General features: G+C 69.0%; 1 protein-coding gene. It reads left to right on the forward strand.

Annotated elements, in window-relative coordinates:
• Window positions 1–118: 118 nt before the first annotated feature.
• On the forward strand, window positions 119–1067 hold a 949-nt coding region (locus ACZ3ZD_RS35910), incomplete at its 3' end, for an IS481 family transposase (protein ID WP_467407244.1).

Below are 1067 nucleotides of genomic sequence, written 5' to 3' on the forward strand. Positions count from 1 at the left end.
TGTTCTGTCCGGGGAGGTTGTGGACGGGTGAGTCAGATCTCGGCTGAGGGATCTTGAACGGGTGAGGGCCTTCCGGTTCGGTGTGGATTGCGACGTCTACACCGACAGAAAGGCCCTCGTGGTCCACCGTAATGCACCCCTGACCGAGACCGGTCGCCTGCGTCTGGCCCGCTGCGTCGTCGAGGACGGCTGGCCGCTGCGCCGGGCCGCCGAACGCTTCCAGGTCTCGCCGACCACCGCCCAGCGGTGGGCCGATCGCTACCGCCGGCTCGGCGAGGCAGGGATGACCGACCGTTCCAGCCGCCCCCACCACAGCCCGCGCCGCACCCCAACCCACACCGAGCGCCGCATCATCAAGGTCCGGGTCCTGCGCCGGTGGGGACCGGCCCGCATCGCGCACCTGCTACGGCTGGTGCCCTCCACCGTGCACCGCGTCCTGACCCGTTACGGACTGGCCCGCCTCGCCCATCTGGACCGGGCGACGGGCCGTGCCATCCGTCGCTACGAACGAGACCGGCCCGGCGAACTCGTCCACGTCGACATCAAGAAGCTCGGCAACATCCCCGACGGCGGCGGTCACAAAGTCCTCGGCCGGGCTGCGGGGCGCAAGAACCGGACGAACGCCGGCTACAGCTACCTGCACACCGCCGTCGACGACCACTCCCGCCTGGCCTACAGCGAGATACACGCCGACGAGAAGAAGGAAACCGCCACCGCCTTCTGGAAGCGGGCACACGCCTACTTCACCGAGTGCGGGATCACCGTCGAACGCGTCCTGACGGACAACGGCAGCTGCTACCGCTCCCGCACCTGGCGCGATGCCCTGGCAGCGGCCGGGATCGCACACAAGCGAACCCGGCCCTACCGACCCCAGACCAACGGCAAGGTCGAACGCCTCAACCGCACCCTGCTCGACGAATGGGCCTACGCCCGCCCCTACCGGTCAGAAGTCGAGCGCCGCGAAGCGTTCCCGCAGTGGCTGCACACCTACAATCACCACCGCGGACACACCGCGCTGAAGGGCCAACCACCCGCCAGCCGCATCCCCAACCTCACAGGGCCATACA

The organism is Streptomyces sp. NPDC023481 (assembly GCF_055560195.1).